Source organism: Tunturibacter empetritectus (assembly GCF_040358985.1).
Classification (GTDB): Bacteria; Acidobacteriota; Terriglobia; order Terriglobales; family Acidobacteriaceae; genus Edaphobacter; species Edaphobacter empetritectus.
In genome coordinates this window covers 3,432,697-3,456,145 of sequence record NZ_CP132932.1, presented here as the reverse complement: position 1 = coordinate 3,456,145, position 23,449 = coordinate 3,432,697, and the positions used below count along the sequence as shown (strand labels likewise).

The following is a 23,449-nucleotide window of genomic DNA, read 5'->3' as shown; positions in this document are numbered from 1 at the left end:
ACTCCGCTTTTCAGGCGGAGTCACAGATAAGGCTGTGCAAAAGAAAATCTGCGAACCAACAACCTGTGACTTCATCCACACAAAATCGCAACTTCAGTCTCTGGTAAGGTTTACGACAGAACGCTGACTCCGAATCAATCAAGGACATCACCTTGCACGTCGCCGCATTCATCGCCGGTCTGCTCTTTTGCCTGGGAGTCGCCCTCGACGCCTTTCAGACCATTATCCTTCCACGCCGCCCCACCGGACGATTTCGAATCACCCGCATCTTCTTCATCGGCACCTGGGTCCCCTGGGTGCTGATGGCCGAACGCGTCGCCAACAAGAAACTCCGCGAGCAAATCTACAGCATCTACGGCCCGCTCTCCCTTCTTCTGCTTCTCCTCTTATGGGCGCTTCTTCTCATCTTCGGCTTCGGAATGTTTTATTTCTCCATGCATTCCCCTTTTGGTGACGCCATGATGACCCACACCAACAGCCCTCTGGCTCAGTTCGGCACCGACCTTTACGTAAGCGGAACGACCCTCTTTACCCTCGGCTTGGGAGACGTTGTCCCCCACAGTCTTCTCGCTCGCGCCTTCATCATCTTCGAGTCGGGCGTAGGTCTCGGCTTCGTTGCCCTCGTTATCGGCTATCTACCTGTGCTCTATCAGGCATTTTCCCATCGCGAGATCAGCGTTGCCCTCCTCGACGCGCGCGCCGGCTCTCCGCCTAATGCCGCCGAACTCCTTCGGCGCCACGCCTTCGAAGGAAGCGAAGAAGCCCTCATCGATCTGCTGGAGGAGTGGGAGCGCTGGTCCGCCGAGATCCTAGAGTCGCACATCTCCTACCCCATTCTCTGCTTCTATCGTTCGCAACACGACACCCAAAGTTGGCTGGCTGCCCTTGTCTCCATCCTCGACACCTGCGCCCTCCTGATCTCGGTCATTGAAGGCAGCCATTCCCGCCAGGCCCAGCTCACCTTCGTCATGTCCCGCCACGCCCTTATCGACATTGGGGAGGTCTTCGAAGTCCTCGAACGCAACCCAGGGAAGCCTCGAACCGACCCCGACCGACTCCCGTCCAAAGACTTCTACCATCTCTGTGAGGCGCTCGGCGAAAATCAGCTCCGACTCTGTGGCGATCCCGCAGCGGCGAAACGCCTCCACACCATCCGTGCTCTCTACGAACCTCACGCTCACGGCCTATCCGAGTACCTGCGGATACCACTCCCGGTCTGGGTTGCGCCGCCAAAAGTAAACGATCAGTGGAGCATCCTCACCCGAATGCGAACCGACGCCGCGACAGCAATGAGATCCACAGGAGACGGCATGCCCTTCTTTCCCGACGAAGACCACGGTTAATCCACTCCCTAACGCAGATTCGGGATGCAAGGCGTACAGCCCTCGCATCCCGAACTCTTTCCAAATCTGTATCTAACAGGCTACTGACCTGCAGGTCCCGCAGGCGCAGGATTCAGCTTCTGAGCAGCCAGCGTCCCCGCCGCGCCCTTAGCGTCTTTATCCTTTAACTGCGCATAGATCTTCTTCGCCAGCTCAGGCTTCCCCTGTGCTTGATACAGCTCCGCAAGCTGTAGTTGTGCCAGCCCGGAGGGTACCGTCGTTGTTGGCTTTGCAGTCAGCTCGTTATATATATCCACGGCCTGGGAATCGCGCCCTGTCTGCCGGTAAAGCTGCGCCAGCGAGAGCTTCGCGAGCGCCGCAAGATCCCCATTCCAACCACCTGCCACCTGCTTCAGCGTGCTCTCAGCCGGGCCGTTCTGCCCTTCTTCCATATAGGTCAGCCCGCCAAAGTAGCGAGCCACCTTGCCGTCCGGTGTCATGCTGTATTTGTCTGCGACGCCCATGAAAAGATCATTAGCAGCCTTGGCCCGTTCCGTTGGAGACGCATACGTCTTCACCCCCGCAGGCACCGGCTGTCCGGGTGCTGCCAGCGGAGTCTGATAGGCCTGCATCGCTGCGCCAAAGGCCACTGACGCCTGATTCGCGCGGCTGTTATAGATCAGAAAGCCACCTACCACCACCAGGATCGCCGCAAGGACAATGGCACTGGTAGCGATTACGGAGCGGCGGTTTTCGCTGGCCCACTCAAGGCCATGCTGTGTGGTATCGACGAACTGGTCATGCTTTAGAGCTTGTTTGGTCTGCTGGTCCACTTTGTCTTGTTCTTCCTTTTTGCTCGTCACGGTCGTGCCGCGTTGAGGAAACTGGTAGCGCGAAGTCACAGCGCAGAACTTTAAGTCTATCAGCGCGGTAATCGAAGTGCGACTGGTTCGCACCTGAATCGCCTCAAAAATCAACAACCCATGCAAAATGAACCAATTCGAGCGCACTCCACGCAAAGCTCCGTTTTCTGCGGCCGCTTATCGCCGTATACCATCTACGGAGGGTTGACAGCCCCACAGTAGAGGCGAAGACTTGTACCCGAAGGAATTGCGCCCACTTATGAAGACCGTAGCCGTCGAAACTGCCATTGCAGCCCCGCCCACTACCAACAAACACCTCATCCGTTGGGTCGAGAAGATGGCCGATCTCTGCCAGCCCGACCGCATCCACTGGATCGACGGGTCGCAGGCGGAGTACGACTTCCTCTGCAACCAGCTTGTCCACGCCGGCACCTTTACCAAGCTCAACGAAAAGCTCTGGCCCGGCTGCTTCCTCGCCCGCTCGGCACCTAACGACGTCGCCAGAGTCGAAGATCGCACCTTCATCTGCTCCCTGTCGAAGGACACCGCGGGTCCAACTAATAACTGGGAAGATCCCTTCGTGATGCGTAAGAAGCTCAAGGCCCTCTTCAAAGGAGCTATGCGCGGCCGCACCATGTACGTCCTTCCTTACTCCATGGGCCCCATCGGCTCGCCCATGTCGCAGATCGGCGTTCAGCTTACCGACTCCGCCTACGCCGTAGTCAACATGCGCATCATGGCTCGCATCGGCGCGCCCGTCTTTGCCGAGATCGACAAGGACGAAAAGCGCGTGGTTCCCTGCATGCACACCGTCGGCGCGCCTCTCGCCCCCGGCCAGCAAGATGTTCCGTGGCCCTGCAACGATGAAAAGTACATCGTCCACTTCCCCGAGACCCGCGAGATCTGGTCTTACGGCAGCGGTTATGGCGGCAACGCCTTATTAGGCAAAAAGTGCTTTGCCCTCCGCATCGCCTCCAACATCGCCCGCGACGAAGGTTGGATGGCCGAGCACATGTTGATTGTCGGCGTTGAATCGCCCAAGCGTCCCGACGGCACCACCGAGAAGACCTACGTCGCTGCTGCCTTCCCCAGCGCCTGCGGCAAGACTAACTTCGCCATGATGATCCCACCCGCCGGTTTCGAGGGCTGGAAGGTCTGGACCGTAGGCGACGATATCGCCTGGATCAAGCCCGACAAGGATGGTCAGCTTCGCGCCATCAATCCCGAGGCCGGCTTCTTCGGAGTCGCGCCTGGCACCAGCACGAAGACTAACCCCAACGCAATGGCCACCCTGGCCAAGAACACCATCTTCACCAACGTTGCGCTCACCCCCGAGGGTGGCGTCTGGTGGGAGGGCATGACCGACACCCCACCCGCCGAACTCATTGATTGGCGCGGTAATCGCTGGACCCCGGCCATCGCAAAGGAGACCGGCACCCCTGCCGCACATCCAAACGGACGCTTCACCGCGCCTGCTTCGCAGTGTCCTACTATCGACCCTGACTGGGAGAATCCCAATGGGGTTCCCATCTCCGCGTTCATCTTCGGTGGCCGTCGGCCTACCACCATGCCTCTTGTCTATCAGGCGTTTAACTGGTCGGCGGGTGTTTACATCGGGGCTACGATGGGGTCGGAGACCACTGCTGCAGCGGGCGGCGCCATCGGCAAGGTGCGGCGCGATCCTATGGCCATGCTGCCCTTCTGCGGATACCACATGGGCGACTACTTCCGGCACTGGCTTAAGATGCAGCGCAACCTCTCGGCTACGCCTCGGGTGTTCCATGTCAACTGGTTCCGCAAGGGTCCTGACGGGCAGTTCCTCTGGCCCGGGTATAGTGAAAACATGCGTGTTCTCAAGTGGATTGTGGATCGGGTGCGGGGCCGCGCGCTGGGCAAGGAGACCCCCATTGGCTGGACGCCCCACTTCGACGACATCAACTGGAAGGGGCTGGAGTTTCCGCGCGCGACCTTCGATGTGCTTCAGACCGTGGACAGGGCGCAGTGGAGACAGGAGGTCATGGGACATGAGGAGCTCTTCCTGCTGCTCCACGACCACCTTCCTCCCGAGATGATCTACGAGCGGGAGCTCCTAATCTGCAGACTTTAGGAGCTCCCGGTACGGTTTTTTTCTGCGTGGTGGCGCATGCGTTTTTGCAGGGGTTTGTGCGAAATCGTGGTGCCAAAACGTGGTGTTTTGGATGGTGCAACGTGGTGAGATGGTGGTGAAATGCTGGCTGAAAACACCACGATTTCCGATCACGAAAGATACGCCACGTTTCAGCACTTTATTTTTCCTCTCCCGTCAGGAACCAGATTCTCCCAAGAACCGGTTTCCTTTGAGCCGTGATTCACCATCAAATAAGTCTCAAGGAAAGCAGTACCCGAGAGAGTGAAGCAGGATCTATGTCGAATCAGCACGCAGCACCAATCAACCCTAACCCGCAGCCGTCGGTGGCTGAGCCCAGCCACGCTGAACGCGCCCGCACGCTGCTTCACCAAGCCAGCGTTGCCACGCTTTCGACCGTCTCCCGCAAGCAACCGGGCTTTCCTTTCGGCTCGCTGATGCCGTATGCGCTCGACGCTGGGGGCCGGCCCCTGTTCCTGATCAGCACGATGGCGATGCACACCCAGAACCTGAAGGGGGACCCACGCGCCAGCCTCTTCGTCACGCAGCCGGCCGTCGATGGCGACGTGCTTGGCGCGGCACGAGTCACCCTGGTGGGAGCGGTCCACCAGATCGTTGAGAAGGAGAGGGCGGGGGCTCGCGAGCTCTACCTGAAGGCCCACCCGAACAGTCACTACTGGGTGGACTTCACCGACTTCTCCTTCTTCCGTCTGGAACCGATAGACGTGTACTACGTTGGTGGCTTTGGCGTCATGGGTTGGGTAACTGCGGCGGACTACGCCTCAGCCTCTCCTGACCCCCTTGCCGGGGCAGCGCAGGGCATTCTGGACCACATGAACGCCGATCACGGCGACGCGCTCGTTCTGCTGACGAAGACACACGCCCAACTCGAAGCCGACTCGGCGACGATGACCTCGGTCGACCGGCTAGGGTTCCATGTTCGGGCTGTTACGTCGGCAGGAGTCAAGGGTGCGCGCATCACTTTTTTACGTGAGGCGAAGACGGCTGGCGACACACGTTCCATTTTGGTCGAGATGGTCAAAGAAGCCCGTCAGAAGAGCACTCTGCCCACAAATGCCTATTGACTCCTATCCCCTTTCCCTTTATGTTTAATGAGTGGCAAGACTCCCTTCGGGTTGAGTCAGTCATAACGAAGTCCACCCACTTCGTTGCTTTACTGGAATACCCACGCAACAGCCCCCACCGCGCTGCGTGGGTTTCCTTTTTAACATCCCTTTCGTTGTTTTGATTGTTGTCCTGGCCCAAGGCCAAATGGAAGAGCAGATCCCGCTTGCGGAGGATATCTCCCGGCTTCCGGCTTACCTACATATCAAGTTCGAGGGGCCGACTTTGCAGAACTACCAGATCGTCTCCGTCGGGTTTCTGGACGCGTGCCGGTTTGCTTGCTCGCTCCGTAACGCAGGCCATCCACCAGCAGTTCGACCATTTTTCGTGCATAGACGGGCTCTTCGTCGTGAGATCCGCGGCATAGGGTTGCGACTGCTCGCAGCAGATCGCCGGCTTCAATACCCGGGCGCACTTCTCCCGCTGCAACGGCCGCTTCGAGCAAAGTTTTGAGTGCCGGCATGAGGCGTTTATTGAAGTAACCCGGCAGAGCGCTGTAGGCCGGATCGCCTGAGTGGAGCGCTGCTGCAAGCCCTCGCTTGGTAGAGATAAAGTCCACGAAGCGTTGCATCCAGCGAGCCAATGCCTCACCGGGCTCGTACTTGCCCGCGAGGACATAGGCCGCATCCGCGCAGGCATCCACGTGGGTCTGAAAGACGGCCTTGATGAGATCCGAGCGCTGCGGGAAGTGACGGTAGACCGTGCCCAGGCCGACGCCTGCCTTCTCCGCAATCTCACGGACTGGTGCGTCTACTCCTGACTTTCGAAAGACCTCCATCGCTGCCTGGAGCAGTGAAGCCATCTTGCGCTGTGCATCGGCACGCATGGGGCGAGGCGTGGCGTCTTCAGGCTTCTGGTCGTGCGTTCGTTCTATGACTTTTTTTTTCATATGCAGGCCTTGCAATCGGAACAATGTTCCGTTTACTATATGGAACATGGTTCCGGTTGTCTTTCAAGCATAGCAGGATGTCAGCAACACACAACATGTCCGCAACACAACATGTCAGCAAAACAACATGAGGAGAGCAAAATGCAAAACAAACCCGTCGCCCTGGTCACCGGGGCTAATCAAGGAATTGGTCTTCAGATCGCAAAGGATCTCGTGGCCCATGGCTTCACGGTACTGGTCGGGTCGCGCAATCTCGAGCGGGGCGAGGCTGCGGCTAAGGAGATTGGGCCAGACGCTCTCGCGCTCCAGCTCGACGTGACGGATCAGGCTTCGATCGCCGCGGCGGCAGAGCGCGTCCGAACGGAGCTTGGCCGCCTCGATGTGCTCGTCAACAACGCGGCCATCTCGAATACGAGTAAGCTGCCCGGCCAAACTATCGCAGAGTACGCCAAGTTTACCCGCGCGAGCAACGTGTCTCTGGATGAGGTGCGCGCGGTGTGGGAGACTAACGTGTTCGGCGTGCTCGCCGTGACCCAGGCGCTGCTGCCGCTGCTGCGCGAGGCGCCGGCAGCCCGCATCGTCAACGTGTCGAGCGGCGTGGGCTCGCTGACGGAAAACTCGGATCCGGCCTTCCCCTATCGCTCGATCTTCGGCCCTTGCTACTCTGCGTCCAAGACGGCTCTCAACGCGATGACGCTCGCCATGGCGATCGAGCTGGAGTCGACCGGGATCAAGGTCAACGCCTGTTCCCCGGGCTTCATCAAGACGAACCTGAACAACTATGCAGGCACGGGAACTGTCGAGGAGGGTGCTCGCGAGCCGGTGCGCCTCGCGCTTCTTGGCGCGGATGGCCCGACGGGCACCTTCTCCCGCACAGAAGGTGTGATTCCGTGGTGATGTAGTCGCCAAGCGCATTCCGGCATCGACAAACGCCGGCTCTTACACCAATCGCAAGGAAGAGAGCGTCAGTTCGGGACTGACACTCTCTCCCTTGCGGATACGGATTAATTCCGTGCAGGCCTGTGCGTTTTAGAAATTCAGCTTGAGGGCCAGTTGTATTAAGCGCGGATTGTTGACGGTTGAGGTTACTTTTCCGAAGGAATCGGAGACCTGGCCCTGAGGCGGTGCAGCGAAGTTGATGTCGGCGATTGGCGATCCGTATTGCGGATGATTGAACAGGTTGAAGAATTCAGCGCGGAAGTTCAAGCCCATCTCCCGAGGAAGGCGAAATTGCTTGATGAGTGAGAAGTCCGTGTTGACGAAGTCGGGTCCCGAGACGGGAACACGATTGGCATCGCCAAGTTCGCCAGCAGCCGGGAAGGCGAAGCACTTAGGGTTGATCCATAGGTAGTTGGGTGCACTGTGACTTGCGTGCGTATTGCAACCGGGAATCTGGTCGGGCCGGTTGTAGTTGTTGCCGTTGCCACCGGCATTGAAGCCAGCGCCCGACTGGTTGCTGCTGTCGATCAGAGGAACCGGGAACCCTGAGGAGATTCTTTCAATCAGCGTGACCTGCCAGTTGCCGATAAGGGTGTCACCGACAGTACCCATATTGCTTCCGAACGCTTTGCCCTTGCCGAAGGGCAGGTCATAGATGATGCTTGCAGTGAAGCTGTGATTCAGGTTGATCTGCGAGAGGCCCCAGTCGAGGTTTTCCCAGTTGGGCAGAGGGAAGTACGGGGCGCTTAGCAACGAGCCCAGGCCGTCGGTTAGACCATTGTCGTATGTCTTCGAGTAGGTGTAAGCGATCAGCGCGTAAAGACCGTGTTTGGGCGTCTTGGTCTCTGCTTTGATCTGCAGCGAGTTGTAGTGGGTCTTGCCAACGTCGCCAAAAAGCAAGATCGCGTTGAACGGAAGGTTGTACGGAGCGATGTAGGGTGCGCCGCCAGGCAGGCAGCCGAGCGTATAGCTGGATGTTCCGACGCAAGCAGAGGGACTGCTGACGTTGAGGTCATTGCCGCTTACCAGGATGTGGCCGCCGACTGCGCCGGCATAGCCAGCGGTGAGCAGAACATCGCCCGGCAGCTGGCGTTCCACGTTGACGTTATATTGACGAACCCTGCCCGGCTGGAAGTTGCGTGGCTGGTAGTAGAACGTGCCTTCGAAGTTGCCCACAGTCGGCGGCGTGGGCGGAACGGCAAAGCCGGTGGAGAGGTAAAAGGTTCCCGAAGGTGTCTGGCCGTGAGTAGCACAGTATGAAGTTGCAAAGGCGCAGCCTGCGCCGGCGAATTGATCGGTCTCGCCGAGGTTTGGCGGATTTTGCCACAGGCCCTGCGCACCCTGGCTCCAGACCGAGTCGTGATAGATGCCGAAGCCGGCGCGGAGCACCGTCTTGTCACTGCCGGCAACCTTCCATGCGAGGCCAAGGCGGGGTTCGTACGCGCCCCCGAACTGATTGATGCCTGCCGATCGGCTTACTCCGTTCTGGCCGGCGATCTGAAGCTCTCCGGTCGATGGGATGTAGTTGGCCATCCGATTGTGGACCTCGGTGATCGGAGTGGTGATGCCCCAAGCCAGGCCCAGATTGAGGGTCAGCGAGGGGATGATCCGCCAGTCATCTTCGACGAAGGGCCTTATGATCTTCCAGCGGCGGCCGGTGACTGCGCCATCGTAGGTCTGGTCGTGGATGGCGCCTCCGCTAATCCCCATCAGAAGGTCGGCTTCGGGATCGCCGGGCGCATTGACGCACGCGCTCGAGGCGTCCTTTGGGCAGGTGAAGCCGCTGAAGTTTCCGGTGGCACCCGGGAGCAGGAAGCCGGAACTAAAGGCTTCTGTACCCACATTCATCTGATTGGCACGGAGATCGATGCCGACGTGAATATCGTGTTTGCCGCGGATGAGGTCGAGATCGTCTTTGAAGGAGAAGATATTGGTTCCACCCTGGAAGGGAGAGTAGCCGCGATCGCCGAGTGCCCAATATCCGCTGGTGGGCAGGACGGAGACCACACCTTGACTGTAGGCGCCTCCGGCAAGAGGGGTACCGCTGGCCGAGCATCCGAGATCGGCATTGGGAATGCCCAGAAGGGCCGATCCACAGCTAGAGTTACCCAGCGAATTGATGTAGTTGAAGATGCGATCGTACCCGAAGGAGGCCTGGTTGAGCGTGGTGGCCGCGAAGACGTGGCTCCAGCCGATGCCGACATTGCGTGCGTGGTTGACCAGGTTTTCATTGCTGCCGAAGGCATTGGCTTCGGCAAGGGTGGGGGCGCCGCCGGGCGCAAAAGAGAACGCTTGGTCGTAGCTGAAGCGGCCAAACAGGTTGTCGTTGGCCGTGAGGGTCTCGTCCAGTCGCACATCGAATTTGGTCTCGTTCAGGATGCGGACAGGCTCGTTGACATAGTTGTAGCCACTGCCGGAGGCGTTGGGCGCAGGATAGATATCGAGCAGGCCCTGGCCGGCGCTGTTGATCAGGTTTTGCGGAATCTTGCTGCAGTTGGTTCCCGGTGCCTGGCTGCCGTCGGGGTTGGCGGTTATCGGATTGCCGGAGGCATCGCATTGGAAGTAAGGGTTGGATGAGCCGAACACATTAGGGTTGGCGATGCCGAGACCTGTGGGTGCGGGTTTACCGAAGGCGTCGGCCGAGAAGTCGCCGTTGCGCATGGCCAGGGAAGGAACCACACCGGTGAAGGTGATTCCCTGACGCTGATACTTCTGCTCGCCATCGACGAAGAAGAACAGTTTGTTGTGGAGGATGGGCCCCCCGATAGAGCCGCCAAACTGGTTCAGATTGAACTTCGGGGTTGTCGTGTCAAAGTCGCCTTTGGCGTCGAAGGCGGTGTTGCGGACGAACTCGAAGAGCGATCCGTGGAAGTTGTTGGTGCCGGATTTTGTGGTGACCAGAACGGTGGGGCCCGCGCGGGAGCCGTATTCCGCGGAATAGCTGTAGGTGAGCACCTTGAATTCCGCGATATCGTCGATGGAAGAAAAGACGCCAATTCCGCCTGCCGTCAGTTCGTTATTGTCGACTCCATCGAGGAGCCAATCGGTGCTGTTGGGCCGGGAGCCGCCGACCGACAGAGAGAAGGACCCGCGCGCGGCCACCTCGCTGTCTGTGCCGGAGGTGAAGAAGCTGTTGGGGTTGGTCTCTGCCGTGGCGCCGGCGGTGAGGGTAGCGAGTTGGACGAAGTCGCGACCGTTCAAGGGAAGCTGCGAGACCTGCTGCGAGGTAATGACCTGGCCGAGAGAAGGGTTATTGGTCTCGGCAGTTACGGCATCACCGGAGACTGTCACTGAAGTGACTACTGTCGCAGTTGCGATGGAAAAATCGAGTTCACGGGCTTGATCAACATCGAGTTTCAGATTCCTGGACTCTGTGCTTTGAAAGCCCTGCATGTCGACGCGCACGGTGTAGGTATCGACAGGGAGCAAAGGAATCAGATAGTGGCCGGCGCTGTCGGTCTTCGTGTCTCGACTGAGGCCGGTTGCCTGAGACGTAGCTTTGACGGTGGCTCCAGAGATGCTCGATCCGGATTTATCGAGGACATTGCCGGAGAAACTTCCAACGGCCTGGGCGTGGAGTGCAGGCGGGATCGCCAGTGCGAGGACACAGATAACAAGGAAAAGTAGTTTGTGGGATTTCGTATCGGCGGGGCCTGCCACCGATTTCGGACACGTCGCGCCGACCATCGTGAGTTTCATAATTAAACCCTTTCGACAAACTAGGGTGGTTCTTGCATCGACTGCGTTGCGTTGGCTTGGATGAATAGACTGTAAGAATTGGTCAATGGAAAGTCAACGCAAGTTTTGCGGTTTCACAGATTTCGAGGTTTTCCGGGAAGTTTCAGCGTCAAGAGTACCGCGGAGTTGGCTGGCTGAGCCGAACTGGCTGGATCCGCTGCATAAAAGCGCACGAAGGATACTATCGACTCGCGGGTTCCGTAAACTAGTCGTAGCGATGCCACTTGAATCTCCCAATATTGTTGCTGAGCCTCCGATCGTGGACAAGTCCAACGGCTTCGCTCCGCTGAAGATTCCTTTGTTTCGGGATCGCTGGATTGCGAGCACGGTCTCTTCGGTAGGGACGTGGATGCAGGATACGGCGGGTACGTGGCTGATGACCTCGCTTACGACGTCGCCGCTGCTGATTGCGCTGATGCAGACCGCGGCGAGTCTGCCGGTGCTGCTGCTGGGGCTGCTGGCTGGGGCTACGGCAGACATCTTCGACCGGCGCAAGCTGCTGATCTTCTGGCAGGCGTGGATGCTGGCTTCGGTAGGCGTGCTGGCGGTGTTGACGTTTGTGGGCTATATCTCGCCCTGGGCTCTGCTGGCATTTACGTTTCTGCTGAATATCGGGTCAGCGATGAACAACCCCGCATGGCAGGCGATTGTGCCGGAGCTGGTGCCTCGTGAACTGATTCCGGATACGGTGTCGCTGAATGCTGCGAGTAATAATCTGGCGCGTGCGGTGGGGCCTGCGCTTGGCGGATTGATGGTTGCAGGGTTTCAGCGGGTTTATACGGGTGCGGGATCGGTGTTTGCGCTGAATGCGGTGTCGTTTGCGGGCGTGATCTGGGTGCTGGTGAACTGGAAGCGGATTCCGCTGTTCAAGTCGGCGCTGCCGTCGGAGCGTATTGCGGGTTCTATCCGGTCGGGGCTGCGGTATGTGCGATACGCGCCGGATCTGCAGTCTTCGCTGGTGCGCGCGTTTACGTTTACGTTCTTCATCTCGGCGATCTGGTCGCTGCTGGCTGTGGTGGCGAAGCGTGACTTGAAGCAGGGTCCGCTGGGATACGGAATTCTGAACGGCTCGCTTGGGCTTGGAGCGGTGATCGCGGCGACTACGCTTCATCGGGTTCGGCAACGATTTTCGGCAGACCAGATTCTGGCGACTTCGACGCTGTACAACGTGGTTGTGCTGCTGGTAATGGCGTTTGTGCGCAGCCCTTCGATATTGATCGCGACGCTGATCTTGTCGGGCGCGGCGTGGACGAGCACGATGTCGACGATTAATGTCTCGGTGCAGCTGTCGGTTCCGGCATGGGTGCAGGCTCGCGCGTTGGGCACCTATATGACGACGTTTCAGGGGGGCATGGCGCTCGGGGCGATTCTGTGGGGATACATTGCGGAACATACTTCTACGACGATCGCGCTGACTACTGCGGCGTGTGGCTTGTTGATTACGTTTCCATTTGCGCGGCGGTTTCATATCCTTCAGGGTCCGCTGCCTGACCATACGCCTTATCAGGCGAAGCATCCGGCACCGCAACTGGCGCTCGATACGGATCCTACGGACGGGCCGGTGCGGATCTCGGTTGACTACCGCGTGCCGATTGAAAACTATGCGGAGTTCACCACTGCGATTCACCAGCTTCGCGGCGTACGTCTGCGTGATGGGGCGATACGATGGGGCATCTATCGCGATGCGATCGATCCGACGCAGTTGAACGAGACGTTTGTGATGGAGTCGTGGCTGGATTACTTACGTTCGCGCGAACGCATTACCGCGGCGGATGAGGTGATTCGCGCTCGTGTGCGAGCGTTACATCAACATGACGAGCCACCGAAGACGACATACCAGATCTATGCGCGGGAGGTTGCGAATCCTGTGCCGTCGCACTCGCCTGCGAGCGCCATTGAAACGAAGCCGTAATACTCAACCCCAGAGTTTTCTTTTGTCCCTGCAGGTTTTTGCGGTTATTTGCGAGATGGGAGATGAAGTTCCTAAGAGGCCAGTCCGCAAATCTTTGAAAATAATGGCATGGTGTTTTCGGGAGAGCCGGAAAGGTGTTTGGCCGTCGGCTTGCTACTTACTCCGGCGGGCCCCTTCATTGAAAAACTTTCCCGAGGTCTCACAATGAGGTTAACGCTACGTGTGTTTTGCGCTACATCCTCGTTGGTCGTTGCGTTATTTTTTGCGAAATTCGCTTCTGCCGACACCATCCCTAACCCGCTTCTCGAGATACAGAACAACATATCCTCAGTGCCGCCGCAGATAGGCAGCGGCTCGATAGTAACTTACTCCGTATCAAACGGCTCCGTCAGCCATAACGCTTCCAAGGGATCTCTCGAGACGGAAGATTCTTTCCTTCCGCTCTCTGAGGAAGACTACGATGACGCATTTGTCTTGAAGGCGGCTGCTCCTGCTGCACCCGAGACGCGCAACTTTGTCTTGCTGGGGAGCGGGCTGCTGACCGCTGCGGGCTTTATTCGCCGCAGAAAGGTCGCGGTACAGGCCACCGAATAAACTTCGTTACCAGAACGACCGACGGGCACAGCGGAGATCATGGCTGTGCCCGTGGATTTTTTTAGCATCGATGATGGCGATTTGCCTGGTGATTTAGAGACTGCAGACGCAGATTCCCTTCGGGAATGACAAAGAGAAAAGCGAAATTGACTTCACACTAACTGCAGCGTTGATCAGACTGCGGCGTTGTTAGACTGCGGTGCCGAGTGCCAGGTCGATGAGGGTTTTTTCTTCGATCTCGTGCGCCTTGGCTGAGCCGGTTGCGGGGGTTGCGCTGGCGCTGCGCTTGACGCTGAGGACTGCGCGGTCGCCGGCCATGCGGCGCAGGAGCGGCATGACGTAGGAGAAGGCTCCCATGTTGGCTGGCTCTTCCTGGACCCAGATGATCTCCTGCGCTTCCGGATGTTGGTCGAGCGCGGCCTGGAGCTCCTGCTCGGGCCAGGGGTACATCTGCTCGAGGAAGATGATACCGACACTGAAGTCTTTGCGCTTTGCACGCTCGACGCGGAGGTTGTGTCCTATCTTTCCGCTGCAGACGAGAAGACGGCGGGGATTTTTTACGTCGTTGTCGGGAAGGACGTTCTGAAAGTGTTCAATGGCAAAGTCGGCGAGGGTTGAGGAGGCATCGGGGTGGCGAAGCATGCTCTTCGGGGTGAAGAGAACGAGTGGCTTGCGCCACGGCCGCAATGCCTGCCGGCGCAGGAGATGAAAGTACTGCGCTGCGTTGGAGGGTTGGCAGATCTGGATGTTGTCGTTGGCGGCGAGCTGGAGGTAGCGCTCGATGCGCGCGCTGGAGTGCTCAGGGCCCTGGCCTTCGTAGCCGTGCGGGAGAAGCATGACGAGGCCGGAGAGGAGACCCCACTTGGCTTCGCTGGCGGCGATGAACTGGTCCATGATGATCTGCGCGCCGTTGGCGAAGTCTCCGAACTGCGCCTCCCACAGGACGAGGGCTTCGGGGTAGTCGCGGGAGAAGCCGTACTCGAAGCCTAGGACTGCGGCTTCAGAGAGAAGCGAGTTGTAGACCTCGAACTTACCCTGCTTGTCACTGAGATGGGCGAGGGGGATGTAGCGGACTTCGGTTTCGGTGTCGACCATGACGGCGTGGCGCTGGTTGAAGGTGCCGCGCTGCGAGTCCTGTCCGCTGAGACGGACGGGAACGCCGGCTTCAAGGAGTGACGCGAAGGCGACCAGCTCGGCCATGCCGTAGTCGAAGAGGCGTGAGCCTGCGCCCATCTCCTGGCGCTGCTCGAAGAGCTTCTTCACCTTGGGATGGATGTGGAAGTCTTTGGGGTAAGAGGTGAGCGAGGTGACAAGCTGGTTGATGCGCTCGGCAGGGAGGCCGGTGGAGACGTTGTACTCGGGCTCGCATTCACCGCCTTTGTAGGGGTCCCAGTAGGCGGGAAGCTGGGCCAGGTGCGGCTTGTGGTCGGCCTGGGTCGCGGTCTTTTGATCGTCGAGGAGCTCTTGCTGGATCTTCTGGACTTCGGCGGTGGGGTCGACGCCGATCTGTTTTGCGTAGAGCTGATAGAGTGCGGGGCGATCCTTGATGATGGCGTAGCGGCGGGGCTGGGTGACGGTGGGATCGTCAACTTCGCTGTGCCCGTGTTTGCGATAGCCTACGAGGTCGACCACGATGTCGGAGTGGAAGCGATTGCGATACTCGGCGGCGATGGTAGCGACTCGCACGACCGCGTCCGGATCTTCGGAGTTGACGTGGAAGATTGGGATGGGAAGGCGCTTTGCGATGTCGGTGGCGAAGCGTGAGGAGTTCGACTCTTCGGGGAGGGCGGTGAAGCCGAGGAGGTTGTTGACGATGATGTGGATGGTGCCGCCTACGTTGTATCCGTGCAGGGTGGCCATGTTCAAGGTCTCAGCGAGGATGCCTTGACCTGCGAAGGCGGCGTCGCCGTGAATGATCAGCGGCAGAACCTGGTCGTTGCCGTGTTTGCCGATGCGTTCCTGCTTGGCGCGGGTGCGTCCGAGGACGACGGGATCGACTGCTTCGAGGTGGCTTGGGTTCGAGGCGAGATGGAGCGAGATGGTCTTTCCGTCGGGCGAGTGGTATTCGCCGGTTGCGCCGACGTGATACTTCACATCGCCGCCGCCCATGGTGCTGCGCGGATCGACGTCTTCGAACTTGGTGAAGATCTCGGAGGGAGAACGGCCGATGGTGTTGGTCATCACGTTGAGGCGGCCGCGATGACTCATTGCGATCATGCCCTTGGTGACACCGGTGCCGGCGCTGACGGCGAAGATGCGATCGAGGAACGGGATCAGCGCAGTGATGCCTTCAAGCGAGAAGCGTTTGGTGCCGAGGTAGCGTGATTGAATGACCTGCTCGAAGAGGTCTGCGTGGATAAGCTGCGTGAGGATGAGCGCTTGATCGGGCTTGGCTGGGATCTGTTCGATGCGCTCCTGGAGCCATTGCCGCTGCTCGTTGCTGGGGATGTGCATGAACTCTGCGGCGATGGTTCCGCAGTAGTAGCTGCGCGCTTCTTTCGCGATGTCGCCTTCGGGTGCGGGAGTTGGAAATGGCTCGGGAGGAAGATACTGGCCGAGAGGGTCGAGGGATGCCTGGAGGTAACCCCAGCGGCGGAAGATATCGAAGATTGTCTCTCGTTCGTGTTGTTCCATTGCAGGAGTTGTTGCAGTCAGTGCCTCTGCCTTCGTGGCCATTGCTTCCTCACTTCAGGTCGATTCGCGGGTGGTGCGCGTCCTTTTCTATGCTAGACCTTTCGGAGGTTGGGTGCACACTCTTGAGCGGCCTGCGGGGGCTTTGACCATAAAGTTGCACCTCTCAATTGTGGTCGTTTTGTGTTGGAAGAGCTGCAGTAAACGCTTCTCCTTCTCGAAGGTTTTGTGGGCTTTTTTTGTAGTGGGTTTGGGGAGGATTGCCGATTATCGGACGGGCCTGGAGGAGCAGAGTCGCGAAGGGCCGCTTATAGTGGGAAGTTATGGTGGTTGAGGCTCGCAGGGTTCTGGTTTTGCTCGCTGGGATGGGATTGATGGGTTTGCCGGAGTGGTCTGCTCTGCCTCTTCAGGGTCAGGCTGGCTCAGTCACTCAGCCTTCGGGCGCGGATCCGGCACTACGGCAGCCTGCACCACAGGAGCCAGTACAGAGTGTTGCGCCTTCTGCTGCGGCAACGCCTTCTGATCCAGCATCAGAGAACGTGGCTGGGGAACGTTCGCTGCCTGATGTTGCGGCTTTGATGCATGACGTTGAGACGAATCAGAGAGCCGCGGAGGCGATTGAGAAGGACTATCTGTACCGGTCGCTGGTGACAGAGCAACAGCTGGATTCGCATGGTGGACTAAAGAAGACCGAGACCAGGGAGTTTGAGGTCTTTTGGGAGAATGGGGTGCCGGTGGGCCGGCTGGTCAAGAAAGATGGGAAGGAACTGAGCGCGGAGGAACAAAAGAAAGAGAACGAACGGATTGATAAGGACTCCGAGAAGGCCAAGGAGAGACGACAGAAGGCCGATGAGGAGGGAAAGGAGTCCGATGCGCGAGGGCATGAGTTGATGACGGCCTCGCGGGCGCTGGAGTTGGGGAGCTTTACCAATCCGCGGCGAGTGCAGCTGAATGGCAGGGATACGATTGTGGCGGACTATGCGGGTGACCCGAAGGCAAAGACGCGGACAAAATTCGAAGAGGTGGTTCGGGACATGATGGGCACGGTTTGGGTGGATGAACAGGACCGTGTGCTGGTGAAGGCGGAGGGACACTTCGTCAATAACTTCAAGATTGGCGGAGGGCTGGTGGCGAATATTCAGAAAGGGACCAGCTTCGGCATGGAGCAGAGAAAGGTGAATGGCGAGGTGTGGTTGCCGGCGAGATTTGAAGGACAAGGGTCTGCACGAGCCTTGCTGTTTCTGGGTTTCAACGGCCGCGTGGAGGCGGTGGAGTCGGACTATCGGAAGTTCAAGGCAACTTCGAAGATTGTGCCGGTGGAGAGCCCGGGTACTCCGGCGTCGGTGCCGAAGTGATCTTCAGGTTTTGGCGGGGTCGGTGCGTGATTTGCCTAAAAGATGGTCGATGCCGACGAGAAGAAGTCCCAGAATCCAGAAGCCCAGCAACAGGAGAGCGGTGTTGAGGAGTGCGCGTGGATAGCCAAGGATGGTGACGTCGGCAAAATGATAGGGGTAGAAGCCGGTGAGTGCTCCGCGAAGGATGCAATAGGCAACGTAAAGGAGAGGATAGACGAGCCAGAGAAGGGGTAGGTTCCAGCGCAGGGTGCCTTTGGGAACGAAGAAGAACCAATAGAGGACATATAGGACCGGCGTCACATCGTGTAGGGCCGTGTCCAGGACTGCATTGAGACCGGTTGGACTCCAAATCGCGCGAAGCAGGAGCGTGTAAATAAGCCCCACAACGAAGATATAGAGCGCGACAGCCGACTGCGTGGAGGGACGGGTAAGGAGAGAGTCAGCGTCCCCGCGAAGAAAGCATGCGGTCGTTACCATGGCGACCAGTAGGTTTGTGAGGATCGTGAAGTAGCTGAGTGTGTTGACGACCCCGAGGATTAGGGAGCGGCCATCGGCGACCGTTCCTTTTGCCGCTGAAACGATCTGTATGAGGACGGCAAGCCACGCGATGACGGCTATGAGGATGAGGGAGGCCTGTTTGAGTGTTCCCGTCTTCGCCATCGCGCCACAACGATAGCAGAAAGGGGAAGGAGATCTTTAATTTTTCAGAAAAGCATGGGTCAAAAACGCGCAAAGGGATAGCCGAGGCCATCCCTTCCGCAAAACTTGGTTGTTGCTGTAGTCGTAGTGCTAAAGATTAGAGAGGCTGAACGTCAGACGCCTGCCAACCCTTGGGTCCCTTTACCACGTTGAACTGTACAGCCTGGCCCTCTTGAAGGCTCTTGAAACCGTTCGAATTGATCGCCGAGTAGTGTACGAATACATCCTCGCCGTTCTGACGGCTGATAAAGCCAAACCCCTTGGCATCGTTAAACCACTTCACTGTTCCCTGTTCCATATCCGTTATTTCCTTATTGCTGTTGAATTTGCCGCTAGATCCAAATCGGGGTTCGTACAGTACGAGCTTTGCAGAAAACCAATCTGTTTCAAACGATGTGTGAAGGTTAGCACAGTTGCCAAGTTTTTTTTACATATTCTCCTAAATAGTTACATTTGCACTATTTGTAGTGCAAAATATGTGAATTTTCCGGTCTAAATGAGGATATTGGGGTTCAGCGGATTCGACAAACGTTGGTCCACAATGCTAGTTATCACGCAGGGTCATGCTTTGAGGTGGGTTCGAACGATCTCTTCGGCCTGCTGGAGCACCTCAGCGAGGGTCATTGAGGTGGAGTCGAGGATGACGGCGTCGGTGGCGGGCCTGAGGGGTGATTCGGCCCGATTGCGGTCGCGGTAGTCGCGGTCTTTCAGCTCGCGAAGGACAGCCTCCTCATTAACACGCTGCTGTTCGGCGGTGACGGGATCAGGAGATTGACGGCCGTTTTGGCTGTCGGTGGGCTCGGCAGAGTTCGATGTGGGAGCGGCCTGGCGGTAGCGGCGATTGCCGCGAACTTCGGGGGCAGCGTCGAGGAAGATCTTGACTTCGGCGTCGGGAAAGACGGCGGTGCCAATGTCGCGGCCTTCCATGACAACTCCGCCAGCCTGGCCGAGCAGGCGCTGCTGGTGGACCATCCAGGCGCGAAGTTGCGGGTGGACGGAGACTTTAGAGGCGGCGTTGGTGACGTCGGTCTCGCGAATGCGGCGAGAGACATCCCGACCGTCGAGCAGGACGCGGTTGCCTTCGAGTTGCGGCTCGAGGGTGATGCGGGTGTGGGCGGCGAGGTCCATGAGGGGCGCCTCTTCATCGAAGTCGTAGTCGTTGTCGATGGCTTTAAGGGCGAGCGCGCGGTACATGGCACCCGTTTCGAGATTGAGGAACCCGAAGCGGCGGGCGAGATGGGCGGCGAGGGTGCTTTTGCCGGCGCCGGCGGGCCCGTCGATGGCGATGACGGGGCGCTGGCGCTTGTTGGTTTCAGGCGGCGTTGCGGGTGCGGAGTCCTCGTGCGGCTGCGTCATCCGGCTTATTCCCCTTCCTCACGTTTGAACTTACGGGCGGGAGGCCGATTGCCAAAGGGCTTCTTGTTGCCCTTGAACTTATCGAAGGTGCTGGCGGGTTTGCCGATTCCGGCGGCGGATTTGCTATAGGACTTCTTGCCGGCAAAGCTGCCAGACGCCGATTTCCCGGCGAAGCTGCCGCTGGATTTGGTATATGGCTTCTTGGCTCCGAAGCTGCTGCCGGTTTTGCTGTAGGGCTTTTTCTCGCCGAAGCCTCCGCTGGGTTTGCCTTCGAAGTCGCCCTTGGGACGCGGGGTGCGGGGGGCGTCGAACTTGCGGAAGGGGGGACCGTCGGGACGTGAGGCGCGGCCCTCTGTGCGGCGGGGACGGGCTTCGGAATCACGGGTGGCTGGGGTGTCACGAGAGAAGTTCTTGCGCGGGGCGAAGCCGTTGGTGCGGTCGCCGCCGTCGAAGCTGCGTTGCGGGCGGGCGGAGAAGCTGCCTGGCTTGCGTGGGCCACCGAAGCTGGGCTTGGCTCCGAAACTCGGCTTGTCGCCGTAGGTACGGCGTGGAGGACGAGCGTCACCGGAGTCTGCGTCAGGACGGGGGGCGAAGTCGCGGCGCGGGGGGCGAGTGTCGCCGTAGTCGCGGCGGGGCGGGCGGGAGTCGCTGCTGTCGCGACCGAAGCTTGGCTTGCCGGCGAAGCCTTCGCGCTTGCGGCCGAAGGTGCCTGGCTTAGAGAAGGTCTTGCGGGGACGGTCGCCTTCGCCTGCTGAGGCATCGTTGTAGGGGCGCGGAGTGTATTCGCGGCGGGGTGGTCGGCTGTCGGTGGAGTCTGCGCTGCGGCGGTAGGTGGGGCGGTCGCCGCTCGCGGAGGGTCGATCACTGTCATAGCGGGGCTTGCTGCCGAATGATGGCTTGCTGCCAAAACTGGGGCGGCTGCCGAACGACGGCTTCGACCCAAAGGCTGGCTTCGATCCAAATGACGGCTTTGAGCCGAAGGATGGTTTCGAACCGAAGGAGGGTCGCTTCCCTGCCCGGTCGGAGCTGGGCTTGCGGTCGTAGGTGCGAGGAGCTGCGACGCTATCGCCTTCATCAGAGACTTCTGAGGAGGACTTTGCTGCTGCGAGGCGGTCGGCCTTCTCTTCTTCCCAGGGCTTGGTGAAGCTGGGGCGGTCGGAACGGTTGGATTCGCGGGTGAAGGGCCGGCGCTCGCGCGGGGAAGGCGACGATTCCGAACTGCGACCAGGTTTGGTTACAAATCCGGTGCCGACCTTGCGGGGCTTGGGGATGAACTTCTTGATCCGGCCAGTCTCCTCGACGGATTCGGTGCCGTCGCCTTCAGTGGTGGCGGCGATGGAGTCGACGTCGTCCGGTGTGGGGGCGGCGATTGCGAGGAAGGCGGGAAGTTCGCCGGTGACGTGGAGGACGGTGCGGCCTTCTACTGCGATGGTCTCCAGTTGACGTGCTGAGATGAGAGCGTGGACGACGTCGCGGATGCGCGAACGGGCGGCGATGGGCGAGAGGAAGGTTTCGATGTCCTCTTCAGAGGCTACGATGGCCTGGCCGAGGTAGAGAGAGATGAGGGCCGAGAGGGCGGTGGGCTGTCCAGCGTTAGCTCCGGCTTTGATCTGCTTGGTGAAGCGGGTGGTGGTGAGCTCCCAGAGGGTGGCGGCTCCGTCTGGCTGCGGGACGGGGATGACGCGGAGGTGCTGCCAGAGCTCGGTGAGGGAGCGGAGGACGGCGGTCTCGGTGACCTCTTTGCCGAGCTGGGTGGTGAGGTCGTAGGAGCTCATGCCGGTGGCGTGATCTTTTGCACGCTCGCTAAGGAGGGTGTAGGTGTTGAGGGCAAGCGGAGAAACCTTGGTGGTTCCGCTGGTGGTGGGTGGCTGCTTCCAGGCTTTGTCTCCGCGCAGGGTGAAGATGTAGGGGAAGGCGAGCGGGGAGACGATGAAGTCGGGGGTCTCGCTGCCGGTGCCGGTGGGCGAACCGAGGAGATTGAGGGGAATGGCGCCGCCGTCAATGATGAGTCGGGAGAGGAGGCTGCGGGACTGGTCCGTGTCGGCGAGGGTGGGAGCTGCGTTGGGGGTGCCGAGGATGGCTTCGACGAAGGATGGCGCGGGCGCGGGGAGCTGTGCGGCGCGAGGCGTGAAGAAGACCAGGCCTGAGGCGTTGAGCCAGTCTCGGAGCATGTTGATGGTGAGGATGGGATCGGTGTTTTGATGCCAATGCGCGAGGCGGGCGGCGGCGAGCTGGTCGGCCGTGGGAGTGCTTGGGTTCGGCTGGCTTTTCAAGGGGGTGTTGCCTTCCTGCTGGGCGGAGCGGGGCTCGCGCTACAACATATCCTTAGCCTGGGCTAAAAGGATGACACTAAAAGATTGGATTCGAGCGATGAGCGGCTAGATGCGCTGAGATGCTTTTTGTATGTCCTTCTAAGAATACCGCAAAGCGAGAGTGTTCCGTGAAAGGGTGAGGAATTGGTAGTGGGTCAAATTGAAATCCGGGTAGCCAAGTTACCTGTAAATCCTGTTTCAGGGAATCAGGTTGCTACTGCCCAGAAGCCGACTTGTCGTTACAAACTCGTCCTTTATGAGGCGTCTGCCGTCGTTGCGATTCCCTCGGGGGTGGACCGGATCTCGATCCAACTGAAGTCTGTCGTCATTTGCTCTCATCCGATTCGAGATTGTTCAGCAATCTGAAAGAGAGTTCAGGGAAAGCTCTACCGAGAAATTGAGGCAGACGCGAGAGGCCTACTACGATCTCGGTTTCATTCTTCAACAGTCGCCGATGGATAAATCTTGCCGCATGCTCCGCACTCATCTTGGAGCCCTTGTAGTGCGAAGCCATTTGAGTATCCACTGCCGGTGGCATCACTTCTACAACTCGAATGCCTGTATCCCGTAGCTGATATCGAAGTGCTTTGGTCATTACATGCGAAGCAGTTTTTGTCGCTGAGTACGGTGCGGTTCTTGCGCTGGGAACGAAGACATAGCCCGTTGTTACGTTTACGACCACCGCGCTCGGTTGAGCCTGAAGTCGGGGAAGCAAATTGCTGTGAGGGACAGCGGGCCAAAGAAGTTTGTCGCAATCTCGTTTTGCAGTTGGAGTAGATACGCCGGATCGGTCAAATCACAGACTTTCAACGTTCCGGCGTTGTTGATGAGCACATTCAGATTGGGAAGCTCTGCATCCATCGTCTCCCGCAACCGCTGTCGATCGTCTTCCTTGCTTATGTCGGCGACGATTGTTCGGAGTTGTGGAACTGAGTGGTTTGCTGCTTCCAACCGATCACGATCACGTCCGCAAATGGCAACCTGATTGCCGTCTGCGACGAATAGCTTTGCGAGCTCCAGGCCTATGCCTGTCGCTCCGCCTGTTATCAGAATCTGATTCCCGCCTCGGAGCATTAGCGTCCACCTCCTGTGTGGAGTAGCCCGTTGGGAGCACCTGCCGCCAGATCGTTGATCGCCTGGCGCATTCCATCGTCAATCTGCTTGCGGAACAAGAATCGATACACCCACGCGGCCGGACCATTCACTGTAATGCCGTGCGTGATGTGTGTGACGTTGTCCTGAACAGAGACGACGTGTGTCGCTTCCAATGTGGCTAACGGTAGCCGAGACGTCTCGGTGTAGGACTTGTTGACGGTAACTTGCGTCAAAGTCCAATGCATGACTGGCCCCGAATACGGAATGTTTTCCCCTTGCGTGTTAACCTCGAACGGCCCGTGCGCTATCACCTGCTTGACGAGATGATCCCATTGGGGAACGTCCGGGGTATCTATATACCAGGCCCATATCTGTTGCGGGCTTGCGCTACTCACCGTGCTCGCCGTTACCGTCCATGAGGGAACGATTAGGTATCCAACAACGCCAACTGCGGCGAGAAATCCCGCAAACAAAAGAAAACCCTTCACAACTTG

General features: G+C 58.8%; 16 protein-coding genes and 1 pseudogene. 7 read left to right on the top strand and 10 right to left on the bottom strand.

What is annotated here, in order from left to right; translation table 11 throughout:
- The first annotated feature begins 152 nt into the window (after positions 1–152).
- A complete protein-coding gene (locus RBB75_RS14290; RefSeq protein ID WP_179637402.1) occupies positions 153–1,343 on the top strand; it encodes a potassium channel family protein in 1,191 nt (396 codons plus the stop codon).
- Between the two features lie 80 nt (positions 1,344–1,423).
- Here the strand turns inward: RBB75_RS14290 and RBB75_RS14285 are convergent, their stop codons facing one another.
- A complete protein-coding gene (locus RBB75_RS14285) occupies positions 1,424–2,278 on the bottom strand; it encodes a tetratricopeptide repeat protein (protein ID WP_353068458.1) in 855 nt (284 codons plus the stop codon).
- A 166-nt stretch (positions 2,279–2,444) separates the two neighbouring features.
- Here RBB75_RS14285 and RBB75_RS14280 point away from each other — a divergent pair, with 166 nt between their 5' ends.
- Positions 2,445–4,292: a phosphoenolpyruvate carboxykinase (GTP) gene (locus RBB75_RS14280; protein WP_179637401.1), complete on the top strand. Its 1,848-nt coding sequence runs from the start codon at positions 2,445–2,447 to the stop codon at positions 4,290–4,292.
- Between the two features lie 296 nt (positions 4,293–4,588).
- Complete coding sequence (locus RBB75_RS14275; protein ID WP_353068457.1) at positions 4,589–5,395, top strand: HugZ family protein; 807 nt, start codon at positions 4,589–4,591, stop codon at positions 5,393–5,395.
- A 245-nt stretch (positions 5,396–5,640) separates the two neighbouring features.
- Here the strand turns inward: RBB75_RS14275 and RBB75_RS14270 are convergent, their stop codons facing one another.
- Positions 5,641–6,324 (bottom strand): TetR/AcrR family transcriptional regulator, encoded by a 684-nt coding sequence (locus RBB75_RS14270; RefSeq protein WP_353068456.1) that lies wholly within the window; start codon positions 6,322–6,324, stop codon positions 5,641–5,643.
- Between the two features lie 141 nt (positions 6,325–6,465).
- Here RBB75_RS14270 and RBB75_RS14265 point away from each other — a divergent pair, with 141 nt between their 5' ends.
- On the top strand, positions 6,466–7,221 hold the full coding sequence (locus tag RBB75_RS14265) for an SDR family oxidoreductase (protein WP_353068455.1): 756 nt from the start codon (positions 6,466–6,468) through the stop codon (positions 7,219–7,221).
- 132 nt (positions 7,222–7,353) lie between these two features.
- Here RBB75_RS14265 and RBB75_RS14260 read toward each other — a convergent pair whose 3' ends face one another.
- Positions 7,354–10,962, bottom strand: coding sequence for a TonB-dependent receptor (locus RBB75_RS14260; RefSeq protein ID WP_353068454.1), 3,609 nt, complete (start codon positions 10,960–10,962; stop codon positions 7,354–7,356).
- A 256-nt stretch (positions 10,963–11,218) separates the two neighbouring features.
- Between RBB75_RS14260 and RBB75_RS14255 the strand changes: the two genes are divergently transcribed.
- Together RBB75_RS14255 and RBB75_RS14250 are read left to right on the top strand one after the other, a co-directional pair.
- A complete protein-coding gene (locus RBB75_RS14255; RefSeq protein ID WP_353068453.1) occupies positions 11,219–12,913 on the top strand; it encodes an MFS transporter in 1,695 nt (564 codons plus the stop codon).
- A 138-nt stretch (positions 12,914–13,051) separates the two neighbouring features.
- Complete coding sequence (locus RBB75_RS14250) at positions 13,052–13,507, top strand: hypothetical protein (RefSeq protein ID WP_353068452.1); 456 nt, start codon at positions 13,052–13,054, stop codon at positions 13,505–13,507.
- Between the two features lie 189 nt (positions 13,508–13,696).
- Here the strand turns inward: RBB75_RS14250 and RBB75_RS14245 are convergent, their stop codons facing one another.
- Positions 13,697–16,183 carry a 2-oxoglutarate dehydrogenase E1 component gene (locus tag RBB75_RS14245; protein WP_179637394.1) on the bottom strand — a complete coding sequence of 829 codons (2,487 nt, stop codon included), beginning with the start codon at positions 16,181–16,183 and terminating at the stop codon, positions 13,697–13,699.
- A 278-nt stretch (positions 16,184–16,461) separates the two neighbouring features.
- On the opposite strand from RBB75_RS14245, the gene RBB75_RS14240 reads away from it, so the two are divergent.
- Positions 16,462–17,493, top strand: coding sequence for a hypothetical protein (locus RBB75_RS14240; RefSeq protein ID WP_353068451.1), 1,032 nt, complete (start codon positions 16,462–16,464; stop codon positions 17,491–17,493).
- A gap of 3 nt (positions 17,494–17,496) precedes the next feature.
- Here the strand turns inward: RBB75_RS14240 and RBB75_RS14235 are convergent, their stop codons facing one another.
- The 6 genes and pseudogenes from RBB75_RS14235 to RBB75_RS14210 all read right to left on the bottom strand — a co-directional run bounded on the left by RBB75_RS14235 (position 17,497) and on the right by RBB75_RS14210 (position 23,443).
- Positions 17,497–18,153: a Pr6Pr family membrane protein gene (locus RBB75_RS14235; protein ID WP_179637392.1), complete on the bottom strand. Its 657-nt coding sequence runs from the start codon at positions 18,151–18,153 to the stop codon at positions 17,497–17,499.
- 136 nt (positions 18,154–18,289) lie between these two features.
- On the bottom strand, positions 18,290–18,490 hold the full coding sequence (locus RBB75_RS14230) for a cold-shock protein (protein ID WP_013581125.1): 201 nt from the start codon (positions 18,488–18,490) through the stop codon (positions 18,290–18,292).
- A 263-nt stretch (positions 18,491–18,753) separates the two neighbouring features.
- The gene (gene cmk, locus RBB75_RS14225; RefSeq protein ID WP_179637391.1) at positions 18,754–19,548 is read right to left on the bottom strand and encodes a (d)CMP kinase; all 795 of its coding nucleotides are present in this window, start codon (positions 19,546–19,548) and stop codon (positions 18,754–18,756) included.
- A gap of 5 nt (positions 19,549–19,553) precedes the next feature.
- Positions 19,554–21,821 (bottom strand): hypothetical protein, encoded by a 2,268-nt coding sequence (locus RBB75_RS14220; RefSeq protein WP_353068450.1) that lies wholly within the window; start codon positions 21,819–21,821, stop codon positions 19,554–19,556.
- 525 nt (positions 21,822–22,346) lie between these two features.
- A pseudogene (locus tag RBB75_RS14215) lies at positions 22,347–22,934 on the bottom strand (SDR family NAD(P)-dependent oxidoreductase); the annotation flags it as partial.
- Entirely contained in the window at positions 22,934–23,443 is a 510-nt protein-coding gene (locus tag RBB75_RS14210) for an SRPBCC family protein (protein WP_179637387.1), read from the bottom strand. The gene RBB75_RS14210 and the pseudogene RBB75_RS14215, both read right to left, overlap by 1 nt.
- Positions 23,444–23,449: the final 6 nt, after the last annotated feature.

Bases quoted from the DNA above. Each gene is read 5' to 3' on its own strand.
- RBB75_RS14280 (WP_179637401.1), top strand. From the start codon at position 2,445: ATGAAGACCGTAGCCGTCGAAACTGCCATTGCAGCCCCGCCCACTACC.
- RBB75_RS14275 (WP_353068457.1), top strand. From the start codon at position 4,589: ATGTCGAATCAGCACGCAGCACCAATCAACCCTAACCCGCAGCCGTCG.
- RBB75_RS14270 (WP_353068456.1), bottom strand. From the start codon at position 6,324: ATGAAAAAAAAAGTCATAGAACGAACGCACGACCAGAAGCCTGAAGAC.
- RBB75_RS14265 (WP_353068455.1), top strand. From the start codon at position 6,466: ATGCAAAACAAACCCGTCGCCCTGGTCACCGGGGCTAATCAAGGAATT.
- RBB75_RS14260 (WP_353068454.1), bottom strand. From the start codon at position 10,962: ATGAAACTCACGATGGTCGGCGCGACGTGTCCGAAATCGGTGGCAGGC.
- RBB75_RS14255 (WP_353068453.1), top strand. From the start codon at position 11,219: ATGCCACTTGAATCTCCCAATATTGTTGCTGAGCCTCCGATCGTGGAC.
- RBB75_RS14245 (WP_179637394.1), bottom strand. From the start codon at position 16,183: ATGGCCACGAAGGCAGAGGCACTGACTGCAACAACTCCTGCAATGGAA.
- RBB75_RS14240 (WP_353068451.1), top strand. From the start codon at position 16,462: ATGGTGGTTGAGGCTCGCAGGGTTCTGGTTTTGCTCGCTGGGATGGGA.
- RBB75_RS14235 (WP_179637392.1), bottom strand. From the start codon at position 18,153: ATGGCGAAGACGGGAACACTCAAACAGGCCTCCCTCATCCTCATAGCC.
- RBB75_RS14230 (WP_013581125.1), bottom strand. From the start codon at position 18,490: ATGGAACAGGGAACAGTGAAGTGGTTTAACGATGCCAAGGGGTTTGGC.
- cmk (WP_179637391.1), bottom strand. From the start codon at position 19,548: ATGACGCAGCCGCACGAGGACTCCGCACCCGCAACGCCGCCTGAAACC.